This window comes from Stenotrophomonas sp. SXG-1 (assembly GCF_014083965.1).
Classification (GTDB): domain Bacteria; phylum Pseudomonadota; class Gammaproteobacteria; order Xanthomonadales; family Xanthomonadaceae; genus Stenotrophomonas; species Stenotrophomonas geniculata.
In genome coordinates, this window is sequence record NZ_CP046588.1 from 2,758,075 (window position 1) to 2,776,817 (window position 18,743).

General features: G+C 61.9%; 21 protein-coding genes. 6 read left to right on the top strand and 15 right to left on the bottom strand.

All coding sequences use genetic code 11. The features are described from left to right. Positions 1 to 48: 48 nt before the first annotated feature. The 3 genes from GOC52_RS12675 (at position 49) to GOC52_RS12685 (ending at position 1,587) form a co-directional block, all read left to right on the top strand. Complete coding sequence (locus GOC52_RS12675) at positions 49 to 816, top strand: NAD(P)H-dependent oxidoreductase (RefSeq protein ID WP_043403253.1); 768 nt, start codon at positions 49 to 51, stop codon at positions 814 to 816. 68 nt (positions 817 to 884) lie between these two features. Next, entirely contained in the window at positions 885 to 1,322 is a 438-nt protein-coding gene (locus tag GOC52_RS12680) for an acetyltransferase (RefSeq protein ID WP_010484891.1), read from the top strand. Between the two features lie 58 nt (positions 1,323 to 1,380). Next, complete coding sequence (locus GOC52_RS12685; RefSeq protein WP_005410107.1) at positions 1,381 to 1,587, top strand: hypothetical protein; 207 nt, start codon at positions 1,381 to 1,383, stop codon at positions 1,585 to 1,587. 22 nt (positions 1,588 to 1,609) lie between these two features. Here the strand turns inward: GOC52_RS12685 and GOC52_RS12690 are convergent, their stop codons facing one another. Continuing rightward, complete coding sequence (locus tag GOC52_RS12690; RefSeq protein WP_071306062.1) at positions 1,610 to 2,116, bottom strand: GNAT family N-acetyltransferase; 507 nt, start codon at positions 2,114 to 2,116, stop codon at positions 1,610 to 1,612. Between the two features lie 274 nt (positions 2,117 to 2,390). Here GOC52_RS12690 and GOC52_RS12695 point away from each other — a divergent pair, with 274 nt between their 5' ends. From GOC52_RS12695 to GOC52_RS12705, 3 genes are read left to right on the top strand one after another with little or no spacing between them, the layout of a single operon-like run. Then, entirely contained in the window at positions 2,391 to 3,047 is a 657-nt protein-coding gene (locus tag GOC52_RS12695) for a hypothetical protein (protein ID WP_458309528.1), read from the top strand. A gap of 40 nt (positions 3,048 to 3,087) precedes the next feature. Then, a complete protein-coding gene (locus tag GOC52_RS12700; protein WP_029379978.1) occupies positions 3,088 to 3,741 on the top strand; it encodes a hypothetical protein in 654 nt (217 codons plus the stop codon). Beyond that, complete coding sequence (locus GOC52_RS12705; RefSeq protein WP_010484883.1) at positions 3,738 to 5,063, top strand: XVIPCD domain-containing protein; 1,326 nt, start codon at positions 3,738 to 3,740, stop codon at positions 5,061 to 5,063. Before GOC52_RS12700 ends, GOC52_RS12705 begins: the two co-directional genes overlap by 4 nt. Positions 5,064 to 5,117: 54 nt before the next feature. On the opposite strand, the gene GOC52_RS12710 is transcribed toward GOC52_RS12705, so the two are convergent. From GOC52_RS12710 to virB11, 14 genes are all read right to left on the bottom strand, one after another. Next, positions 5,118 to 6,386 carry a hypothetical protein gene (locus GOC52_RS12710; protein WP_235304025.1) on the bottom strand — a complete coding sequence of 423 codons (1,269 nt, stop codon included), beginning with the start codon at positions 6,384 to 6,386 and terminating at the stop codon, positions 5,118 to 5,120. 97 nt (positions 6,387 to 6,483) lie between these two features. Then, a complete protein-coding gene (locus GOC52_RS12715) occupies positions 6,484 to 7,488 on the bottom strand; it encodes an XVIPCD domain-containing protein (protein WP_010484880.1) in 1,005 nt (334 codons plus the stop codon). 57 nt (positions 7,489 to 7,545) lie between these two features. Next, positions 7,546 to 8,082, bottom strand: a complete 537-nt coding sequence (locus GOC52_RS12720) for a hypothetical protein (RefSeq protein ID WP_010484878.1) — start codon at positions 8,080 to 8,082, stop codon at positions 7,546 to 7,548. A 733-nt stretch (positions 8,083 to 8,815) separates the two neighbouring features. Next, positions 8,816 to 9,364, bottom strand: a complete 549-nt coding sequence (locus GOC52_RS12725) for a DUF4189 domain-containing protein (RefSeq protein WP_080356529.1) — start codon at positions 9,362 to 9,364, stop codon at positions 8,816 to 8,818. 318 nt (positions 9,365 to 9,682) lie between these two features. Next, positions 9,683 to 9,844, bottom strand: coding sequence for a hypothetical protein (locus tag GOC52_RS20915; protein ID WP_010484874.1), 162 nt, complete (start codon positions 9,842 to 9,844; stop codon positions 9,683 to 9,685). A gap of 42 nt (positions 9,845 to 9,886) precedes the next feature. Beyond that, positions 9,887 to 10,435 carry a DUF4189 domain-containing protein gene (locus GOC52_RS12735; RefSeq protein WP_100053227.1) on the bottom strand — a complete coding sequence of 183 codons (549 nt, stop codon included), beginning with the start codon at positions 10,433 to 10,435 and terminating at the stop codon, positions 9,887 to 9,889. 322 nt (positions 10,436 to 10,757) lie between these two features. Beyond that, positions 10,758 to 11,297, bottom strand: a complete 540-nt coding sequence (locus tag GOC52_RS12740) for a DUF4189 domain-containing protein (protein WP_080356581.1) — start codon at positions 11,295 to 11,297, stop codon at positions 10,758 to 10,760. A 39-nt stretch (positions 11,298 to 11,336) separates the two neighbouring features. Next, on the bottom strand, positions 11,337 to 12,482 hold the full coding sequence (locus GOC52_RS12745) for a TrbL/VirB6 family protein (protein ID WP_010484868.1): 1,146 nt from the start codon (positions 12,480 to 12,482) through the stop codon (positions 11,337 to 11,339). Between the two features lie 61 nt (positions 12,483 to 12,543). Continuing rightward, positions 12,544 to 13,395, bottom strand: coding sequence for a hypothetical protein (locus tag GOC52_RS12750; RefSeq protein WP_010484866.1), 852 nt, complete (start codon positions 13,393 to 13,395; stop codon positions 12,544 to 12,546). After that, positions 13,392 to 15,839 (bottom strand): VirB4 family type IV secretion/conjugal transfer ATPase, encoded by a 2,448-nt coding sequence (locus GOC52_RS12755; RefSeq protein WP_043398684.1) that lies wholly within the window; start codon positions 15,837 to 15,839, stop codon positions 13,392 to 13,394. Before GOC52_RS12755 ends, GOC52_RS12750 begins: the two co-directional genes overlap by 4 nt. 81 nt (positions 15,840 to 15,920) lie before the next feature. Next, positions 15,921 to 16,229: a VirB3 family type IV secretion system protein gene (locus tag GOC52_RS12760; protein WP_010484859.1), complete on the bottom strand. Its 309-nt coding sequence runs from the start codon at positions 16,227 to 16,229 to the stop codon at positions 15,921 to 15,923. Next, positions 16,222 to 16,632, bottom strand: coding sequence for a TrbC/VirB2 family protein (locus GOC52_RS12765; protein WP_010484857.1), 411 nt, complete (start codon positions 16,630 to 16,632; stop codon positions 16,222 to 16,224). Before GOC52_RS12765 ends, GOC52_RS12760 begins: the two co-directional genes overlap by 8 nt. Positions 16,633 to 16,706: 74 nt before the next feature. Next, positions 16,707 to 17,690 carry a lytic transglycosylase domain-containing protein gene (locus tag GOC52_RS20920; RefSeq protein WP_010484855.1) on the bottom strand — a complete coding sequence of 328 codons (984 nt, stop codon included), beginning with the start codon at positions 17,688 to 17,690 and terminating at the stop codon, positions 16,707 to 16,709. Between the two features lie 3 nt (positions 17,691 to 17,693). Then, positions 17,694 to 18,737, bottom strand: a complete 1,044-nt coding sequence (gene virB11, locus GOC52_RS12775) for a P-type DNA transfer ATPase VirB11 (RefSeq protein WP_012511439.1) — start codon at positions 18,735 to 18,737, stop codon at positions 17,694 to 17,696. Positions 18,738 to 18,743 lie beyond the last annotated feature (6 nt).

Genomic DNA, 18,743 nt, shown 5'->3' on the forward strand with positions numbered 1-18,743 from the left:
CATGCCGGCACCGCGAGGATGGTCGCACACTCCTCGAACACCTCGCCCATGCGCGCCCTGATCCTGCTTGCCCACCCCGAACCCCGCTCCTTCAATGCCCACCTCGCCGCGCAGGCGGCCGAGCAGCTGAGGCACGACCACTCGCAGGTGGATGTGGTCGACCTGTATGCGGAAGGCTTCGATCCGCTGGAAGCGGCCTGGCACCATCCACGGCGCCTGCAGCCCGAGCGCTTCGATGCCCAGCGCGAACAACGCCACAGCGCCGAACTGGAGCAGTTACCCGCCGATGTGCGACGTCACCTGCACCTGCTGCGGGTCGCAGACCTGGTGATCCTGCAGTTCCCGCTGTGGTGGTTCGCGGCGCCAGCCATCCTCAAGGGCTGGCTGGACCGCGTGCTGGTATATGGGCCGATGTACAACAGCCGTCAGCGCCACGAACATGGCGTGATGCAGGGCAAGCGTGCATTGCTGAGCGTCACCACCGGTTCATCGGCACGGGCATGCGCGGTGGACGGCCGCGAAGGCGACACCCGATTGCTGCTGTGGCCGTTGATGTACAGCCTGCGCTACGTCGGCTTCGAGGTGATGGAGCCATGCGTGGTGCATGGCGTGCGTTCCGGGCTTGCAGCGGAACGCGTGCAGGCCCACGACGAAGCACTGGTTGCAGCCACCCTCTCCTACCGCGAGCGACTGACGCACTGGCGGCAGTGGCCAATCGTGCCCTTCAACGACAGCGATGACTTCGAGGATGGGGTGGTGCTGCGCGCGGACGCGACTGCGCACAGCCCCTTCATCCGCCACCGCGACGCGGGATGAATCTTCGCCTGCAGGCGCTACCGGAAAGCCTCATACTTCGCACTCTTCCGAAGCACCTTGGTGAACCCATGACCACCCTGCGTCCCTCTCGCGCCGACGACGGCGCCGCCCTTGTCGACCTCTGGCGTCGCGCCGTCGACGCCACCCACGACTTCCTCAGTGCCGAAGACCGCCAGGCCATCGATGCCGAAGTGGCCGGTTTCCTGCCGCAGGCGCCGATGACCGTTGCTGTCGATGCACAGGATCGGCCGCTGGGCTTCATGCTGATCGACGGCACGCACATGGAAGCGCTGTTCATCGATCCCGACGTACGTGGCACCGGGATCGGCCGGCAACTGCTGCAACACGCACTTGCCCAGCATCCGCAGCTGAGCACTGACGTCAACGAACAGAACGCACAGGCCGTCGGCTTCTACCTGCGCATGGGCTTCGTCGAAAGCGGCCGCTCACCGCTCGATTCGCAAGGCCGTCCGTATCCGCTCATCCATCTTCGGCATAACGGCTGACATCCGTCGGCAGCGGCCACGTGCTAGCGTGGCTGCTTTCGACCAAGGAACGCCGTGCATGGATGGTGCAAAAGCCCTGCTGACCCTGTTTGCGCTGGGCATCAGCCTGGTCTGGATCCTGGTGCCATTCGCCATCTTCGCCGTGCGCAACCTGCTGCGTGAGGTACTGGTCGAGCAGCGCCGTACCAATGAACTGCTTGAACACATCGGCGGCTACCGCATTCCGAAGCCACAACCTGAACCGACCGTCTGGCGCGCGCCCTGAGCGGGAACGTGCCAGGCCCGGATCAGGCCGTCGCCTCGAAGGCCGGTGAGTACTGCACCTCGCCCTGTGCCAGCGGAGGCTGCAGGCAAAGTGCCTGGAAGTACTCTGCAGGCACACCCGGCAGGACCAGGCCCGGCTCGGCACGGAAGCCGAAGCGACCGTAATAGGCCGGCTCGCCCAGCAATACACAGCCATGTGCACCCTGCTGACGCAGCGCTTCAAGTGCGGCGTGCATCAGGGCCGCACCGATGCCCTGCCCCTGCCACGCGGGCAATACCGAGATCGGTCCCAGGCCGAACCAGCCCGTGCTGCCATCGCTGATCGTCACCGGCGACACCGCCACATGGCCGATCACCTTGCCGTCCATCTCGGCCACCAGCGAAACGCTCAGCTCCCCGAGGGCGCGCAGGGCGTCGACGATGAACTGCTCGGTATGGCTGCTGTGCGCAGCGTCCCGGAATGCGGCCTCGGTGAGCGCATGGAGGGTGGCGTGATCATCAATGGCTTCGGCGCGGATGGTGTAGTTCATGGCGTAATGTTCGCTTGCATGAGAGTTGCGTGAATTGGCGACCGTTGTCACAAATTGGCGGCGAAATGTCGAGCGCGAGGCGCAATCGCCCCGCGAACCTCGAATCGCCTGTGCCGCAATCGATTCGGCGACGCCGCCGAACGCTGAATGCGTCAAAATTCCGTCACCCACGCCTTGCCCTAGCTGGCGCCAGGTTTCCAGAACACTCCATAATCGATAAACCTGTCACCAGGGAAGGATATATGGACACGGACGCACGATGCAGGATGCCGCCATGGATGTAGCCATGCCGACACGCAAGGGACGCCATCTGGTACCGATGGGCCTCTTGCTGGCACTGACGGCCTGCTCGCCTTACGCGGACGCAGAGCGTGACGTTGCCGCAGGTGGACGCGGCCTGGCCAAGCTCAACCCGTCACCGCAGCAGGGCTACGAGCTGATACTGACACTGAACGATGCCCCCGGTCCCTTCGCGGTGGTCGAGGGCGTTGCCCAGTACGACGCCAGCAACCACAAGGACTGCGGCCGGGTCCTGAGGGCGACCGGTACCGCCAGCCGTATTACCAGCCAGGAGCTCGTCACGCTGCGCAAGGTCGGTGAGAACGAGTACCGCGGCACCTTCTACCTCGACCGCATGCAGGACGAGGATTACTACGGGCGTGGTGTCTGCCATTGGGCGCTGACGGGAGTCGGTGCGATGTTGCGCGCTACGACCGGCGAGGCGGATACGCGATTCCTGACGTTCGTCGACAAGGAGCGCATGGAGAGCGACTCACCTCTTACGCTTTATTACCCAAACCTTATCTATCCGCGCGCCGCCACTGTCGCCAACTTTGGCGCCAGTGGCGAGGAAGATCCGTCGGGGTACAGCGAAGATCTGCGCAACGCGCTGTTCTCAACCACCACCACTGTGCAGAAACTCGCGCCATGAGCTGCCAGTTCAACCATCCCTACCCCCAAGGAGGCCGACATTGCGCCACAAGATGATCCCGTGCCTTGCTCTGCTTCTATTGACCGCCTGCAATCCGGAGACCGCCATGAACCAGGAACGTGCCGCTGCTGAAGCCGATGTCGCCCAGGGTGGGCGTGGCCTCGCCAAGCTCAACCCCAGCCCGCGCAAGGCCTATGAACTGGTGCTGCGCCTGAAGGATGCCCCCGGTGATTTCGCAGTGGTCGAAGGCGTAGCGCAGTACGACGTCACCAACGAAGACCAGTGCGGCCACATCGAACCAGCCACCGGTACCGCCGCACGCATCACCAGCCAGGAGCCGGTGGAACTGCGCAAGGTCGCTGACGGCGAATACCGCGGCACGTTGTACGTGGACCGCATGCTGGATGAGGACTACTACGGCCGTGGCGTGTGCAAGTGGGAGTTCACCGGCGCCGGGGCGATGCTGAAGGCAACGGGTGCTGAAGGCGAAACGCGCTTCCTGACCTTCGTCGAGGCCAAGCCACTGACCGAAGGTAGCGCGCATACGCTCTACTACCCGGACGCGGCCTATCCGCGGGCACCGCTTGCTGCCAACTATCCGGCCACGGGCAAGACCAATCCTGCAGACTACGTCGCCGAGCTGCAGGGCAAGCTGTTCACCATGAGCCTCAGCGCCAGTGAGGTCACCCAATGACCATCACCTCTCAGGACTACGCCGCACTTTCCGATGACGCCTATAAGGATCGTGCAGTCGGGCGACGGGCTCCGGGCCAGGAAGAGAAAGTCACGCTCAACGGACACGAGTACAAAGTACTTGAGCATGTCGACAATCGACTCAACGGCTACCAAGGCACCATTTACCAACGCATCGACACCAACGAGATCGTCGTCGCTCATCGCGGCACCGAACAGATTGCTCGTGATGCAATCCTCACCGACGGAGGCATGGTCGTTGCCCGCACCAACGTGCAGGCCCCCGATGCCATCGCCCTGACCAAAAGCGCGCTGGACTATGCGAAGCAGGAAGCTGCATTTGGAGGCCGCGCGCCTCAGGTCACCGTCACAGGCCACTCCCTCGGCGGCGCCTTGGCCCAGATCACCTCGCACCACTTCAACGTCAAGGGCGAGACCTTCAATGCCTACGGCGCGGTCAGCCTCAGCTACCGCATTCCGGAAGGCGGCAACACCATGATCAATCACGTCATGGCGTCCGATCCGGTCAGCGCCGCCTCGCCGCATTTCGGCCAGGTCCGCATCTATGCCAAGCCCGACGAGATCAAGACGCTCGCGGCAAACGGCTTCAGCAATCACGCCCTGCGTGATCTGATTCCGGACCGGCCGATCATTGCGGCGACCAGCTCGTTCGGCGCGCACAAACTGGGCAACTTCCTCGACGAAGGCTCGGTGCTGAAACATCCGGAAACCCAGAAGCTGGCAAAAGACAACGCCAGGATGATCGAGGAGTACCGCGATGACGTCGAGTCACTGCGTCGCGGCGTCACCCGCGCGGCACGGGGCATCCCGGGCGGCGCCATCGATCTGTACGACCACATCCGCGGCCCGCTGCAGCCCGGTGAACCGGCACGCCGCGAGGCGGAGAAGAACGGCCATCACACCAGCATGCTGCGCATGGACGATGCCAACCACCTGGGCAACCCATTGTTCAACGATGCGATCCGTGGCGTGCATGCGCAGGACGTTCGCGTCGGCCGCGTGCCGGATGTGATGAGCACGCAGTTGGCCGGTAGCTTGGCGGCGGAGATGCACGCTGCAGGCGGCAAGCGCATCGACGAGGTGGTGATGAATGCCGACGCCTCACGCAGCTTCGCGGTGCAGGGCCAGGGCGGCGACCCGGCACACCTGCGCGTGTCGGTGGACACAGCGGTGGCGATGAACACGCCGCTGGAGCAGAGCAGCCAGCGGATTGATCAGCAAGCCGCGGGACAGCGCTTGGCACAGGACCGCGATCAGCAACTGGAACAACAGCAGAACCAGACCCGCAGCATGCAGGCCTGATGAACAGCGCGGGAGCCGGTCATTCCGGCTCCCGCTTTACTTCAGCATCGCGCGTCAGGGGCTGGAGGCCGCGACCGGCGCCGACGCACCGGCGGTTACGAACAGATCCGGCCCGGAATCCGGGAAGCCACCGCAGGCGCGATCGCCCGGCGCTACCGGGTCACAGGGCCACTGCGCCCGCGCGACCTTCTCACGCAGCTCGAAGCGATCCCCAGTCCAGACCACGAACGCGATGTGCTCGCGGTTCCAGTCACCGTAGGCGCGCGGACCGCCCTTCTGCGCAGACTCCGGGTACTGCACGAACCAGCGCATGGCCGGGCCGTACTGCAACTTGCTGTGGTCCAGGCTGATCCGTCCCTCATGCGAGCGCTGGCGCGCACGATCAGCTTCCGCCTGCTGCGGCATGGCCGGCATGGCTTCGGCGGTCACATCCCTCGGCGCCGCGTCCCCGCGGACCTGGTACACACGCTGGGTCACATAGGCCTCGCGGCAATCACCCGCTGGCACGCGGACCGGCTCCGCGCCGTACTCATCGCGGTTGGCGACCTGGTCGCTGCAGGTGAACGGTGCTGACACCAGATAGAACGTGCTGTCGGCGTCGCGCCCTTCCAGCGAGCGCACCCAGATGTCGCCCATCCGCACGATGAAGTCCGGGCGCTGGCCGTAGCCCGGCACCGCCTTGAACCACGCCTTCTGCTGCACCTCACGCTCGCGCCAGCTGCGCGGCAGGTGGATGTCCTGCTGGGGCAGCGCGACCAGCAGCGCGGCCAGATGCGCCGGCATCCTGCCCTGGCAGGCGCCGATCAGCAGCTCGCCCTGGGTCGCCAGCCGCCCGGCCAGATCCACCGGGCAACGGGCGCCAAGCGCGCGCTCGGTGGCCTGCTCGGGCTGCAACGGCACGATGACCAAGGCGGGTAGCGCGGGAGCTACCGCCGGGACGGCTGGCTCGACGACGGCAGGCGGTGCAGCCACAGGCGCCGCCGCTGCGGGCGCAACGGGCGCAGGCGCCGGGTCCGCAGCCGGCGCCGGCTGCGCGTCCACCACAGGTGTCACAGGAGGTGTCACGGCAGCCGGCACTTTGGGAGCCGGTGCCGCGGCAACAGCTTCGGCCGCCGTGGGTGCTGCAACGTGCGCCGTCCCTGCAGGCGCGTCAAAGGCCGCCTCGGCAGCGGGGGGCGTCTCCACGAGGGGTGCTGCGGCCTCCTGAGCCTGTGCCGACGCTGCGGCGAGTCCAAGTGACAGCAGCCAGAGCGGCGGCAGGCGGCGCACGGATGCACTGCAGTGGGCGGCGGCGTGCCGGGCATTCGGGGGAACGATTCGCATGTGGTGTCCTTACGAGTGGGTTTCCATGTCGGCGCCACAGGGCGCCACGCGTCGTACGTAAAGCGCCTGCGGGCACCCTGCCTGCAGGTATCAGGTGCTACAGGGATCGAGAACGCTGCTCCTGCTCGCGGGCAAGCGCAGCCGCCGGGTCCTGCTGGGCGACGCTGGTAGCCAACTGCTGGCTGCTCTGCGCCAGTGGCTGCTGCGCCGCCTGTTCGCGATCGACCGATGCGCGCAGCATGGCCGGATCGCCCAGCCCACCCTGTACCGCAAACAGCGTGCGACCGTCATTGCCGGCCAGGAGATGATCGATGCGCGACAGGCCGGCTTTATGCGCCCCCAGCGCCAATGCGCCAGCGGTATTGTCGAGCTCTTGTATGCTGCGCAGTCCACTCTGTGCTCCCATCTGCTGCAGGCGTCGGCGTGCATCCTCGAACAACGCGTTGCCGGGCTCACCAGTCTGCGACATGTCTCGGGCAACACTCTGCGCCGGCGCACCGACCTCACCCCGCTCCAGCCGCGCCATCACGTCCGGCGTCAGCTTCTGCTGCCAGACCTCGAAGCGTTGCCGGCGCGCCTCGATGCCATTGAGGGCGCCATTGAGCGCATGCGTTGCCTCGCGCACATCCTCGCGCGCCGCCTCCGGCACCCGCGTCTGCCACTGCCACACCGCAATACGGCCTGCGTGCTCGGGCTGCGCGGCCAGTTCCGGCTGATTCACCAGATCCAGATCCAGCGCTTTGCCGGCACGCTCGTAATTCTCCTTGCCGACCAACGGCAGATAGCCGCGGCCGTGGTACTTCAATGCGTCGCCGGGCACATCATTGCCCATGCGTCCGCCGTACATCAGCTCAGCCAGGTTTTCCGGGCGGCCACGCAGCGCTTCCTGGCGGGCGCTCTCCAACGCAGCGTTGCCATTGCGCCACGCAGCTTCCACCGGGATCTGCGAGATTCCCCGGGTGAAGTTGAAACTTTCATTGAGCCGGCTCAAGCCGCGCGACTCGTGCCCTGCCTGGGCCATGAAATTGGCCAGTTCAAGCGGGGAGTCGATGCCGGCTTTGGTCGCCTGCCGCAACAGCTGCGACTCTCTATCGGTCGACACAGTGCAACTCCTGAATCTTCATCAGCGCGGATTCCCTTCCGCCGGTTGGAGCTTGGCTCATGGAAGCGACACCTCCGCGACACTGGACGGGTCGAAGTCCTCGAACCGCACCCTGCCCAGCTCCGCCACCGAGTAATCCCGGATGTTGGTCGCTTCGGTCTCGATATCCACGACCTTGCGTCTCACCCCGTCCACCCAGCAGGCCTTGTCCGCGGGCGCATAGCGGAACCGGTAGGTGCTGCTCCAGCGCTCGCGGCTACCGCCGTTGGTGATCACGCTGAAGGTGCCCTCCTCGACCATTGCATACGCAAAAGGGTCGCCGGCCAGGCCACCTCGGGTGGAACACGGCACCAGCTTGTCGTTGCGCGCGGCCAGCTGCCAGCGCCCGCGCCCGTCACCGCGCAGCAACAGCAGCACCCGGTTCGGTCCGTGTTGGCCGGGCACCAGCCCTTCCGGCGTCGGCTGGTCGATGACCAGCAGCTGATACTCGATGCCATCGCCGTTGAGCTCGCCCCTGACGGCTTCCAGCAGGTTCGCACCGGACGGAACAAATGCCAGGGCATCGTCCATGTGTGCGCCAACCCTGTCTTCCATCCCCTCCCACTCCTTCAATATCGTCCCGCCGATGCTCGCGTCGTAGGCGGGCATAGTGGCGTTGCCCAGTCGCGCCAGTCACCCTGCAGATGCGGATGATAGCTCCGGGAGCACCATGGCAGCGTCGGTGGCATGCGTCACCCGTTGAGCGGAGGGACAGGGTCCTCATGGACGGGAAAGCTCCTGCAATCGGTAGCGCCGAAGCGTCATTTTTCTGACGCCAGGAGAGCTTAGCGCGAGGAGGTCGCTTGCGTCGAAGATCGAAAGCTTGAAATGGCGCTACCAGTCACAGAATCGGGGACCGCATCCACGAAGCAAGACGGGCGCAGGCGGCGCAACACCCCCAAATCGCCTGTAGCTTCACATGCAGTTGTTGAATGCCAGAGGACAGGCTTTCGCATCGGCGTCGATACATTCTCCCACTGCCTTTTCCTCCGCCTCGGGCAGCGTCCGGCCGCGTACGCCTGATATCTCTTGAAAAGTGGAATAGCACACGCGACGTAGACGGATCTGCATTGTGCTCCCGCCGCAGCTCTGCAGTCCCGCAAGGCAGTCTAAGTTGCCCAGCTTACCGTACTAGCATTAACGTATTTCGTCCCAGTGAACATCAGCGCAGTAGAAGAGACTGATGAGACACATTCAGCCGGAAGTAGGCGCGCAGCATTTTATGCCGTGGCTCTCCAACGACAACATTCTTCGAGACTATACCAGCGTGCCCGCCGACACATTTACATCAAAATTCTTCAAAAATAGGTTTGGTACAGTTTTCATACAGCACCGCGCACTTCCCGCTCACATCATTCTTGCACTTGGAGTGCGCCATTATCAGCGCCATTTCCGGCGTAGCACCACGCCCCAGCGCCGACATTCCACGACCCGTCTTCCCACTTGGAATGACCCAAGCCACACACTGATTTCGATACGCCAAACTGACGGAGCAATCGGCGGCACCAGTTGAACTGCACTTCCGCAACGCCTCTTGCTCTGCCGCTAGCTGTGATCGAAGGCCGGTCGATGCTCCTGCGTCCTGAGTAGACCGGGACTCGGCGATTGCCCCCCAAGTCTTTATCCACCGCCCAGTCGGAGAGTTTGCGGGCAATTCGGAAATCCCGCCACTCGATGTGCTACTCGGTGCGCCACTTGGAATGGGGGCACAACCTCGGGCGCCCTGACCTCCAATCGGGTAGTACCCTGGCGGACAATTGCCTTCAGCAAAGGATTGATACGCCACGCCCAAGATCAAAGTACTGGCGAGAATCGCTTGCGATACAAGAATTTTCATCGCCCGTCACCTCCACCTTTATCGTGCATATCGAACTCGCTATGCAACGCTGCCATTCGCATTTCCTCTAACCCCAGACGATGGTGGCGGAGAGTCAAGGCACCCTGCAATCTCGGAGTGACTGCAGAACCTACACCCATCGGTTGAGATTCGTGAGTCGCCGGTGCGTTCGGCTTGTATTGCCCCCCCGCCCGTCGAACCCGGCGGCTGACCATTCGGGCCCGGCGATGCCGGTACTGCACTACCGCCTATCTGCGAATATGCCATGAAGCTGCCCAATGTTCCCTGGAAGAACATCGCCGCCATCGGGCGGCGCAGTCAGAGAATCAGCATGGTCAGGATCAGGCCCATGCCGCCTTGCTGCAGTGCCATGCTCGACATACCTTCGCTGAAATTCTCACCCATCAGCGTACCCGTCAACGTGCTTCCCCAAAAGGCGAACGCAACCTTGGACACCATCTTCATCGCGATGCCGGTCACATCAATGGACCGGAATATCAGGGCGCGACATAAGCCTGCAACTTAGAACTCATCAAATATCGGTTTACTGCAGTCCGAATAGATCTCTTCGCAATATCCCGGCTGATCATTCTTGCACATGGCTTGCGCGTTGAATTTTGCCCTTTCGGGCGTGGGACCAGATCCAATCCCAGCACGACCTGCGCCAGAACGCCCCCTTGGAATGACCCACGAGACACACTGATTTTGATACGTGAAGCTAACCAAACAATCAGCGGCACCAGCTGATCCGCATTTTGAAATTGCCTCACGAGAAGCCTCCTCCTTGGATCGCTTACCGACAGAGGTGCCCGCGTCCTGAGTCGTTTTCGATTCAGCAATCGCCCCCCATGTCTTGGTCCATCGCCCAGTAGGAGAGTTTGCGGGCAATTCGGAAATCCCGCCACTCGATGTGCTACTCGGTGCGCCACTTGGAATGGGGGCGCAACCTCGGGCGCCCTGACCTCCAATTGGATAGTACCCTGGTGGACAATTGCCTTCAGCGAACGCAACTTCGGTCAATGAGACGAGAAGAAAGAAGAAAAGAATCACCCATTGCTTTGCTCCATTCATGAAACTGTCCTCACCCCCTTCTCATTGGACCAGCTAGACGGCACCGCGATTGACATTTCCTTCGTCTCATAGATCTACTCAGAACAAGCGGAGCAGGCCGCTTTACATTGCACTCCATCAGAGCACATACCGCGCGAAGCCGGCAGCTCCAGTCGCTCGATGACACACACACGGCGCTGCCGCTTGAGTCGTAACGCGGTACAGCACCACACGTGGCGCCCCTCACGCCCTATCGCTCGTAGAAGGCGAATCGCCAATAGCGCCCACCAGCGGCTATTTGGCATGGCAATTTCCGAGGCCATCAATTAACTATTTAAGAGAACTAGAACTCCTCAAAAATCGGTTTCGTGCAGTTGGCATAGAACTCCACACATTTTCCTGGCTGATCATTCCTGCACATTAACTGGGCCACAAATAGCGCTCGCTCCGGCGTGGGCCCACCACCCACTCCTGACTGCCCGCCCCCAGAACGCCCACTTGGAACGACCCAAGAAGCGCACTGATTAAAGTAGGCCAAATCGACCTTGCAGTCACGCGCTCCTCCCGATGCACACTTGGAAAGAGCCTCTTGCTCTGCCAACTCTTTGGCTCTCTTTCCCGTCGACACTCCTGCGTCTTGAGTGTTCTTGGAAGACGCTATCGCCCCCCAGGTTCGCACCCACTTGCCAGTAGGACTGGCAAGCTGAATCTCCGCTGTGGTACCACCTCCACTAGCGGCCCCGGGTATAGGCGCACACCCCCGTGCCCCTTGCCCCCCAATCGGGTAGTAACCAGGAGGGCAATTACCTTCGGCAAAGGATTGATATGCCACGCCCAAGATCAAAGAACTGGCGAGAATCGCTTGCGATACAAGAATTTTCATCGCCCGCCAACTCCACCTTTATCATGCATATCGAACTCGCTATGCAACGCTGCCATTCGCATTTCCTCTAAGCCCAGACGATGGTGGCGGAGAGTCAAAGGCACCCTGCAATCTCGGAGTGACTGCAGAGCCTACACCCATCGGTTGAGATTCGTGAGTCGCCGGTGCGTTCGGCTTGTATTGTCCGCCTCCCGTCGAACCCGGCGGCTGACCATTCGGGCCCGGCGATGCTGGTACTGCACTACCGCCTATCTGCGAATATGCCATGAAGCTGCCCAATGTTCCCTGGAAGAACATCGCCGCCATTGGGGGCGCAGTCAGAATCAGCGTGGTCAGGATCAGGCCCATGCCGCCTTGCTGCAGTGCCATGCTCGACATACCTTCACTGAAATTCTGACCCATCAGCGTGCCCGTCAACGTGCTTCCCCAGAAGGCGAACGCAACCTTGGACACCATCTTCATCGCGATGCCGGTCATCGCTGCCAGAACCGCCATGGAGAACATCGTGCCTATGCCGTAGAGCAGCCACTTCTGGAACAGCTGCTTGGTCTGGTCAAACAGCAAGCACAGGATGAACAATGGCCCCAGGCCGATGAACAACGCCAGCGCGACCTCATACAGCAAAAGCATTGAGCCAGCTGTGACTGCCGGACCACCCGTGCCCATACCAATGAACCACATGGCACGGGTCTTCGCGTTGTCCAGCGTCACGTCGCTCATCACGTCCAGCGCGTCAACGCTGGATAGCGCCAGCTGCATGTAGCCCAGGTTCTCATCGATCAGATCCTCCGGTGAGTCCTTCTTCCCGGTCACGACGTAAGTGATCTCGTTCTTCACGTCATTGATGAGAAAGCCATGCATCTCGCGACCGAACATACCCATGGTCGTGGCAACCGACACGATCAGCGCGGCCTTGGCCATGTTGGTCACGAGCACCATCATCGAATCGCGGCTGCGACCGGTGGCGATCCGGAAACCCTGAATCAGCACCCAGAGCGTCATGAGAGTCAGTGCAATGCCACCGACCCACGCCATCATGCGTCCAAGCAGCTTGACGCCGTACTCCGCGATTTCCTTATGCAGGTAATCGAGGATCAGCCGGAAGAACACAAAGTCACCAATTGAGGATGACGCGTGCAGATTCTGCAGCATGTGCAGGGGGCCTTGCCCCAACATGCCATCCATCAGCCCAAGATCCATAACTTCACCTAGAATGTGATTGCAGCTCGACCGGAGCAGCGTCTAATCAGTTGGAGAGCGCTGCCTTCAGTGCCGCGGCCTTCACTACGGTACCGAGAGGTGACTGACCGGTACCCTTCAATGCGCGCTGCGCAAGAATCTGCTGCATCTTGGTCAGCGCCTGAATCTGCTTGTCATACCCTTCAGTCTTCTTTTCCCAGGTCGCAAAATCCGCCTGCATATAGGCGTCAGAAACGACTGCATTCGCGGAGGCCTCTGCCATCGCACCCTCGCCGCTCCACAGATCGCGGATATCCTTGATCCTGTCCAGCACCTTGCGCATGTCGGGCATCGTCTTCTGCACAACTTCCACGGTCTCGTTGTACTTCTGATTCTCCATGACCTGGATTGCAGCGCAGATGTTGCGCTGCTGGGCGATGATGTCCCCACCCGGGCTCAAGTCCAACGCAGTGAGGATACCGCTCAGGCTCATGATATTGCCGGCGCCGCAGCGCTCGGCGACATTCCACTCAAGCGGAACCGGCTCCAGCTTCACGCCTTGAGGCATCAGTGGCGAGGCGATGATCTGATTGAACTTCGCCAGCTTCTGCGCCCAGTTCTGAGTTGTTTCCAGAAACCGTTGCGCCTGGGTACTGTACTCGAGCAAGGCTTCCCCCTGAGCGGCAAGCGTATGGACCTCAGTCAGCGTGCTGTTGAAGGTATTCAAGCCAACCTCAACCACCGGGATGGTGTATCCCTTCACGGGGAAGCTGAGCAATGCGGCGACGGAAATCGCCATGGCGGTGGAACGGAGCCGGGAGACTGCACTCGGCGTCTTGGCAGTACGGGCAGTGGTTTCCATGTTCTTCTCCATCGAATTCAAGGGGCTTGCTGCGTTCACGTCTGTTGCGACAGTCATGCTGCAACCTCCTTACTGTTGGATGCGGGCTTTCCGGAGCCCTTGCGGTTCTTGTAGAAATCTTCCAGCCACTGTTCCGGCGTCAGCTCATCCACCGTCACACGTGCACGCACGGCGGCGGTCTGCAGGACACGATGCATGATGTCGATGTTGTCGGTCGACGCCGAGATCACCGACAGGATGTCGTCCATGCCGCGCAGGTTGAGCTGGCAGACACTGGACGCATGACCCTGCTTGACCAGGAAGCAACGCGAGCGCTCGTCCAAGGCGGTAACCACATTGAACTCGGCCTCGGTCAACTTCAGGCCATCCATGTAGTCGCTCTTGCTGGCATTCGGGTTCGGCAGCAGGATCAGGGTAGCGGTCTGCTCGATCAGGGCGGCGGAGATATCACTCTTCAGCGCGTCCTCCGGGCTCTGTGTGGCAAAGATGCCGAGACCATTCTGCTTACGGATGGTCTTCTGCTTGTTCTTCGCGAACTCCTTCAGGCCACCCTCGCCATCCAGGATCTTCCAGAACTCGTCCATCACATAGATCAGCGGACGGCCGTCGATCAGCGACTCCAGGCGGTGCAGCAGGTAATTAATGACCGGCACGCGCACTTCAGGGTTGTCGATGATGTCGGTGTAGTCGAAACCGATGATGTTGGCCTTGCTCAGGTCAACGGTATCGATCGGATTATCGAACACCCAGCCCAGCGAATTGCCCGAGGTCCAGCGCCGCATGCGCGCGTAGAGGCCATCGTCACCCATGTTGGGCAGGCTCTTCTGGAAGTTGGTCATGCTGCGCAGGTGCATCGGCGTATCTAGCATGTTTTCCACCGCGCGGTAGATATCCTCTTCTTCGCGGGCACTGTATTCGCGCTTGCCGGCCAGCACCTTGATCAGGTCGGCCAGGAACTGCACGTTGGCTTCGTTGTTCTCGCACTGGAACGGGTTGAAGCCAGTCGGCGCACCGTTTTCCAGGGCCAAATAATTGCCACCGCAGGCACGCACGAAGATCTCCGCGCCGCGGTCCTTGTCGAAGAAGAAGATGGTCGGCGACGGCTCGTACTTCTGCACCTGGCTGAGCAGGAAGTTGATCAGCGCGGTCTTACCGGTACCGGACTTGCCGATCACCATGGTGTTGGCGATCGCCTTCTCGCCCAGCGAGTTTTCCGACGGATGGGTCGCGTGGAAATTGAAGTAGTACGGCTGACCGTTGGTGGTCTGCAACGTGGTGACGCAGTCGCCCCACGGATTGTTGTGCTGCTTGCCGGTGGCGAAGTTGTGCAGCGGCGACAGGCCCAGGAAGTTCAGCGAACTGACATTGGCCAGGCGAGTGCGGTAGCGCCAGTTACCCGGCAGCTGCGAATAGAAGGACGAGGTAACCGCCAGGTCTTCCTTGGTCGACACGAATCCGGCGTTGGACAGCTCGGCACGGGTCGAGGCGACGTTCTGCGAGAGCTTGGCCTGCGTGTCGCCGTAGACCGCCATGATGAAGTGGTATTCACCCAGCACGAAGTTGCCCGACGACAGCTGATCCATGGCCTGGTCCAGCTCGACGATCTGGCTGACCGCCTTGTCGCCGGAGGAGATCATCATGCCCTTGGTGCGGTCGAGCACCTTCAGCGCATCCTGACGCCCCATCGGGCTGAACGAATGGGTGATGACGTATTCGTAGTCGAGGTACTTCAGGCCGTTGAGGATGCCCGGGTAGGTCCCCTCGGCGTACTCCTTGATGTTCAGGATGGCGCCAAAATGGTTGGCGCCATTGGGGGTGTTGATCGCAAAATCGCCGGTCTTGGCCGAGAACATGTGGCGGCTGACAGGCAGGTAATCCTTGATCGGCGCCGACAGCACCGGCACCGGCTCATCGATGCGATTGATCAGGTAGCCGAACAGCTCCAGCGTTTCCGAGAACACCACACCGTTCTTGGCTTCGTACATGCCCAGGCGATACGGCGCGTAGTCGCGGATCACGGCCTCGACGTTGCCGGCCAGTTCCATCAGCTTCTCGACCGCCTGTTCCTGCTCGGCGCGCAGCTTGTCTACGTTCGCCGACTTTTCGACAAAGCGCTTACCGGCCACCACCGGGCGGTAGATCATGGTCAGGTACAGCTCGTTCTGCATGATGCGCTGCGAGGACAACATGCCCATGTACTGGTCGGACACGTCCTGGTTGAAGCGCTGCTTGTAGCTGCTCTTGCCCTTCAGCGTGCGGCGGCGACGGATGTCGTGCACCCAGAAAGCGACGTTGACGAAGTCCGGTGCGCGCAGGGTCTGCAGCAGGCGGTTGAACGTGTTGTGGCGATGCTCGAGCTCCCACTCCTCACGGCCGACGAACGGCAGTCCTTCCAGATGCCAGGTCATCAGGTAGTCGCCGCCCGTGGTCTTGACCACGTTCGGAGCGACATGCGACGACAACGGGATGAACTCACTGATGGAGGTGTCAGGGCTGAACATACGACTGCTTCCAAAGAGGTACTGCCAAGGAGTTTCAAGAGACCTGGCGGGCGAGAACGCCCGCCAGGCCGGATCCGGACCTCAATCCATTCGGGCCGGCTTGTTGCGGTAGTGATTGGGGTTGAACACCCACATGCCATCGTGTTCCGGCACGTTGCGCACCTTCAGCTTGAACATCAGTCGCAGGCCCAGCAGGCGGAAGATCATTTCGTCACGCTTGGCCATGTGCCGCATGATGAAAATCGCCACCGGAATGGTGAGCAGGAACCAGAAGTTCGTGTACACACTGAGCAGCAACAGCCCGCCTGCCACCATGAAAAATGGCAGATAAGGCACGCCCAGGAACATCGCTGGGCGCGTGCAGCCGCGGAACACGACGTTCTTATGCACTGTAGTACTGGATCGCGTTGTTGATCAGGTAGTAGGTCGTGCTGGTGCCAGCACCGCACTTGCCGTCGCTGCCTTCACCCAGCAGCATGCGCGCGATCTGGCCGGCGGCACCGATCAGCACGCCACCGATCAGGATCGGCGCGACGTCGCTGATGCGCTTGTGAGCAAAAGCGATCTGGTAGCCGGCGAAGATCACCGCAATGGTCACCACGGCGATCGAGGCCATGTTCAGCAGGCCGTTGATGTTGGAGAAGAAACCGCAGACCTTCTTGTCGGTGCCGCCGAAGTCGGTGTTGGTGGCGAACACCTGCGGGGCGAACAGTGCGCCAACGAAGATCGTGGCCATCAGCAGGGTCTTCAGCGTGCGCTGGGCCTGGACGAGGTCGAGATTGGATCGCTTCATGGATTGATTTCCTTGTTGATGGACTAACACAACTGAATCGACCAGCCGGGGGGACTGGCCGCACCACGACTTCGTCAGAACACGAAGGCCGCATCCCCTGCGGGAATCTGCTGCACCGGTGCAGCCTGCACCGGTGCGTTGAATGAATTTTCGCCACCGGCCACAGGCTGATTGCGCTCGCTCCAGGGGCGCAGCATCACGGGCCCCTCGTTGCCGGCGCCGGCAGCGCCCGGCAACTGCTGCGGCATGGCCATTGCCTGCGCCGGACCCTGCTGAGGCAGCTGCTGCGGCATGCCACCGGCCTGTTGCTGCGGATACGTGGCCCCTTGGGTGGGCTGCGGCTGTGGCTGCATCATCCGGTCCACCGAACCCAGCACTACCTTGGACAGCGCCTGGTCGGCGATGTTCAGCAGGCTGCCCCGCGCCATCGCACCGGTGGAGGGATACACGACATACGCACGTGCCGGGTCTTCCGAAGGCACGTACACCGGGCCATTGGACTGCGCAACGATGCGGGCCTGCGCCGGAGAGGCCAGCTGCGGATGATGCTCGACCTTCACGCTGCGGCGTTCACCGCGACTCACCACGTCGATCGGCGCAACACCATTGGTGGCAAGCTGCTGCCCGCGGCGCATCGAGTCGTAGACCTTCTGCACATAGCCATGGCGGAAGCCGGTCTCGAAATTTCCCGAGTAGTAGCAGCTGAACGACTTGCCCCAGTCACCACCGGAGCGCTTGTAGCACTCGGCCAGGATACGCGAGCCCGCCTGCAGGTTCGGGCACTGCTGGAAGGCCTTCTCGTAGGAATCCAGGCCGTACTTGCCGAGGTTGTAGCGATTGACCTGGGCCAACCCGATGGAGAAGTTGTAGCCCTTCTCTTCCAGCATCCGAACCGTCGCCAGCGCTTCATCCAGCGCCTTGGGCTGGCGCACCAGAGCGCCACCAACCACGCCGATGGCATAAGGGTTGCGTGACGATTCAACGTTGATGACGTGCTGCATCACGTCCATCGACACCGCCATCTCCGGGCACGCCATCATCTCCAGTCCTGGCAGCATCCCTCAGCCCTCCTGCCCCTGGGCGCGCCCAGGATTGAAATCGATACCGGTGATGTAGCGCGAACCGGCGTGCGCCTTGATATGCACAACGATGTCGATGGTCATCATCAACAGTCGCTTGATCACGTTGAATTCCAGGCCCGAACCTTCAGCGGAGGCCTTCACCATGAGGGCCAACTGGTCCCAGGTCTGCTCCGGACTGCCCGCATGGCAGCTGGTGATCGAACCCGGGTGGCCCGATGCACAGTTGCGGATGAAGTAGAACGCCTCGTCACCGCGCAGCTCGGCAAGGATGATGCGTTCGGGCTTCATGCGCAGGCAGGCTTCCATGCAGCTCTTTGCGCTGACGTTGCTGGTGCTCTGCCCACCCTTGGAGTACAGCAGGTGTACCACATTGGGTTGGGTCAGAAACAGCTCGCGTGCGTCCTCGATCGTGACCAGGCGTTCGTTGTCGGGGATATGATTGACCAGCGCTTTCATGAAGGTGGTCTTGCCGCTGCCGGTCGCACCGGACACCACGATGTTCTTGCGGTACATCACCGCACGCCGGAAGAACTCGGCGTATTCGCGCTGCTGGCGCAGTTCCAGCAGCTCGCGGTCCTGCTCGCTGATGCTGCCATCGCTTTCCAGGATCTGGTTGAAGAAACCATCTTCGTGATACTGGCTCAGCGACTTGGTGTGCTTGGACGGCAGACGGATGGTGATTGATACCTTCCCGGCGTCACATGCCGGCGGAATCACGAACTGCGCACGCTGGCCGGTGGGGAACGTGAGCGACACGACCGGATCGGCATCGGTAATGCGCTGACCGGTGTTGCTCTCGTTCACCACCGCCGTGCAGAACTGCCGGGCCCGCTCGAAGGTCAGGCTCGGCACGTCTACCCGCTGCCACCCCGCCCGGGTTTCCAGGTACAGCTCACCGGGACGGTTGATGCAGATTTCCGTCACTTCCGGGGAAGTCATGTACTCGGCGATGCCCAGCACTTCGTACTGATAGCGCAGGAAATCGCTGGAGACGAGGGCGAGGGGTGACACTTCGGCGTCCATGATCGT